This window comes from Saccharomonospora iraqiensis subsp. paurometabolica YIM 90007 (genome assembly GCF_000231035.2).
GTDB classification, from domain to species: Bacteria; Actinomycetota; Actinomycetes; order Mycobacteriales; family Pseudonocardiaceae; genus Saccharomonospora; species Saccharomonospora paurometabolica.
On record NZ_KI912185.1, the window covers coordinates 82,384 to 85,918 of the forward strand.

The 3,535-nt window shown below is 72.0% G+C and carries 2 protein-coding genes and 1 pseudogene; all 3 read left to right on the forward strand.

Translation table 11 applies throughout. The features are described from left to right. Positions 1-598: pseudogene (locus tag SACPADRAFT_RS0200475) on the forward strand (serine/threonine-protein kinase); the annotation flags it as partial. Between the two features lie 137 nt (positions 599-735). Continuing rightward, on the forward strand, positions 736-1,761 hold the full coding sequence (dapA, locus tag SACPADRAFT_RS0200480; protein WP_007026956.1) for a 4-hydroxy-tetrahydrodipicolinate synthase: 1,026 nt from the start codon (positions 736-738) through the stop codon (positions 1,759-1,761). Positions 1,762-1,850: 89 nt separating this feature from the next. After that, complete coding sequence (locus tag SACPADRAFT_RS0200485; protein WP_051442330.1) at positions 1,851-3,500, forward strand: ribonuclease J; 1,650 nt, start codon at positions 1,851-1,853, stop codon at positions 3,498-3,500. The last annotated feature ends 35 nt before the right edge of the window (positions 3,501-3,535 follow it).

Consider the following 3,535-nt stretch of genomic DNA (forward strand, 5'->3'; position numbering starts at 1 on the left):
AGGTGCCGCTCCGGGCGCGGCCTCACGCGGCACCCGGCGCACGGCCGCCGTCGTCGGGGGCGCGGTGGCGGCGGTGGCGCTACTGGTGGGGGGTTTCTTCCTCGGGAGACCGGTGTGGTCGCCGCCGTCGGACAACGCGCGGTTACCCACGCTGACCTACGGGGACGACGGCGACCTCACCGAGGTCAACCTCGACTGGAACGACCGGTGCGTGAACACCCGCATCGAACCGGGACGGGTGCTCGCCGACAGCAACTGGGTCGACTGCGACGAGCCGCACGACGCCGAACTGTTCGAGCGGAGTTGGCCGGTGGGCGATTCCGACGAGACCGATGCCGAGCCGGTGCGCTATCCCGGACACGAGCAGTTGCGCCGCTTCGGCGAGGCGGCCTGCGAGTTGAAGTTCGACTCCAACCGCATCGACGACGAGCTGCGACACGAGCTCGCGTACCGCACGGTGGTCCCCACCAGGACGGAATGGGAGAAGGACCCGGACCGGTTCGCCTCCGACGACGGCATCGTCCGCAACGTGCTGTGCTTCGTGCAGCACGCCGACGGCGACCAGTTGACCCGTCCGGTGCGGCAGGTCGTCCGGTAGGTGGTCGGCCACAGAACTTCCCGTGTGCCCGGCCGGTGACCGGCAGATCCGCACCCACCCGCGGGCGGGCGACGGATACCCCGCGGGGACGGTGGTCGGCACGGTGGGCGCCGGACCGAACAGGTACCGTCGGGTCCATGTCGATCGAACCGCCCACTCCGCCCACCGCCGCGCCGGGCAGACCGTTCGGCCGCGTGCTCACCGCCATGGTCACGCCGTTCACCGCCGAGGGTGCCCCGGACCTGAAGCGGGCGCAGGAACTCGCCGTGCACCTGCTGGAGCTGGGCAACGACGGCCTCGTCGTGAACGGCACCACCGGGGAGAGCCCGACCACGCGCGACGACGAGAAGGCCGACGTCATCCGCGCCGTCGTGGAGGCCGTCGGTGACCGCGCGACCGTCGTCGCCGGTGCGGGCACCTACGACACGGCGCACAGTGTGGAGCTGGTCCGCCAGGCCGAGAAGGCGGGCGCGCACGGCGTCCTCGTGGTGACCCCCTACTACTCGCGGCCGACGCAGGCCGGGGTGTACGCGCACTTCACCACGGTGGCCGACGCGACGAACCTGCCGGTGATGCTGTACGACATCCCCCCGCGCTCGATCGTGCCGATCGAGGTGGACACCCTGCGCCGGCTCGCCGAGCACCCGCGCATCCTCGCGGTCAAGGACGCCAAGGGGGACCTGCTGGCGGGCAGTGAGGTCATCGCCAACACGCACCTGGCCTACTACTCCGGCGACGACGCGCTGAACCTGCCGTGGCTGTCGGTCGGCGCAACCGGCGTGGTCAGTGTCATCGGGCACGTCGTCGCGGGCCGGATCCGCGCCATGATCGAGGCGTACGAGGACGGCGACACCTCCACCGCCCGCACCAACCACCGCGGGATGCTGCCGGTTTTCCGCGCGTTCTCCCGGGTCGGCGGGGTCGTGTTCGCCAAGACGGCCCTGCGGCTGCGCGGCTACGAGGTCGGCGACCCCCGGCTGCCGATGGTGCCCGCCTCGGACGAGCAGGTGCGCGCCATCGCGGCCGACCTGACCCAGGCCGGTGTGCCCCTGGAGATGTCGCCGTCCAGCGACTGGGCGAGCAACCGGGTGGCCCAGGCCGACTCGGCGGCGGCCTACGTCACCCCCACCACCCACACGAGCGTTGGGACCATCCACCCGTGACCGGAAAACCCTCACAGCAGCCCACCGACGCCGCCCGGACCCCGGCGAGGAGCACCCCGGGGCCGGGGCCGACCCACCGGCCGCCACCCCTGCCCGAGGGCGGCCTGCGGGTGGTCGCGCTCGGCGGCATCGGCGAGGTCGGCCGGAACATGACCGTCTTCGAGTACGGCGGCAGGCTGCTCATCGTCGACTGCGGGGTGTTCTTCCCGGAGGACGCCCAACCCGGCGTCGACCTGATCCTGCCCGACTTCCGCGCGATCGAGGACCGGCTCGACGACATCGACGCGCTGGTGCTCACCCACGGGCACGAGGACCACATCGGGGCGGTGCCGTTCCTGCTGCGGATGCGGCCGGACCTGCCGATCCACGGTTCGCGGTTCACGCTCGCGCTGGTGTCGGCCAAGTGCAAGGAGCACCGGCAGAAGCCGGTGCTGCACGAGGTCGCCGAGGGACAGACCCGCACCGTGGGTCCGTTCGAGCTGGAGTTCTTCGCCGTCAACCACTCCATCCCGGACGCGCTGGCACTGTCCCTGCGCACCCCGGCGGGCACGGTGCTGCACACCGGCGACATCAAGCTGGACCAGCTCCCGCTGGACGGCAGGCTGACCGATCTGGCCGGGTTCTCCCGGGTGGGTGAGTCCGGGGTCGACCTGCTGTGCATCGACTCCACCAACGCCGAGGTGCCCGGGTTCGTCACCCCGGAGAGCGACATCGGCCCCGTGCTCGACGACGTGATCGCCCGGGTGCGCCAGCGGGTCATCGTGGCCTGCTTCGCCAGCCACGTGCACCGGGTCCAGCAGGTCCTCGACGCGGCGCAGCGGCACGGGCGCCGGGTGGCGCTGGTGGGCCGGTCGATGGTGCGCAACATGACGATCGCGGCCGACCTGGGGCTGCTGAACATCCCGCAGGGACTGCTGATCGATCTCGACGAGGCGGTCAACCTGCCCGAGACGAAGGTCCTGTTCGTCTCCACCGGATCGCAGGGGGAGCCGCTGTCGGCGCTGTCCCGGATGGCGCGCGGCGAGCACAAGCAGATCGCGATCCGGGAGAACGACACGGTCGTGCTGGCCAGCTCGCTGATCCCGGGCAACGAGACCGCCGTGTTCGGGGTGATCAACGGGCTGGTGCGGCTCGGTGCCGAGGTGATCCACCAGGGCAACGCCCAGGTGCACGTCTCCGGGCACGCGCCCGCGGGCGAGCTGCTGTTCCTCTACAACGCGGTCCGGCCGCGCAACGTGATGCCGGTGCACGGCGAATGGCGGCACCTGCGGGCCAACGCGGCGCTCGCGGTGCGCACCGGCGTGCCGGAGGAGAACGTGGTGCTCGCCGAGGACGGCGTGGTGGTCGACCTGGTCGAGGGGCAGGCGACGGTCAGCGGCCGCGTCGAGGTCGGCATGGTCTACGTCGACGGCCTGTCGGTCGGGGACGTGGGCGAGTCCACCCTGTCCGACCGGCTCGTCCTCGGTGAGGGCGGATTCATCGCGATCACGGTCGCGGTCGACTCGACCACCGGGCGGGCGATGGGCAGGCCGACCCTGTCCGGCCGGGGATTCTCCGACGACCCGAAGGCGCTCGACGAGGTGGCCGGGCTGGTGGAGATGGAGCTGTCCCGCACCGAGTCGGAGGGCATCGTCGACGCCCACCAGATCGCCCAGGCGGTGCGCCGGGTGGTGGGGCGGTGGGTCGGCGAGACCTACCGGCGCAGGCCGATGATCGTCCCGACGGTCATCCCGGTCTGACGACCGTGCCCTCCCGGCCCTCCCGGCCCTCCCGG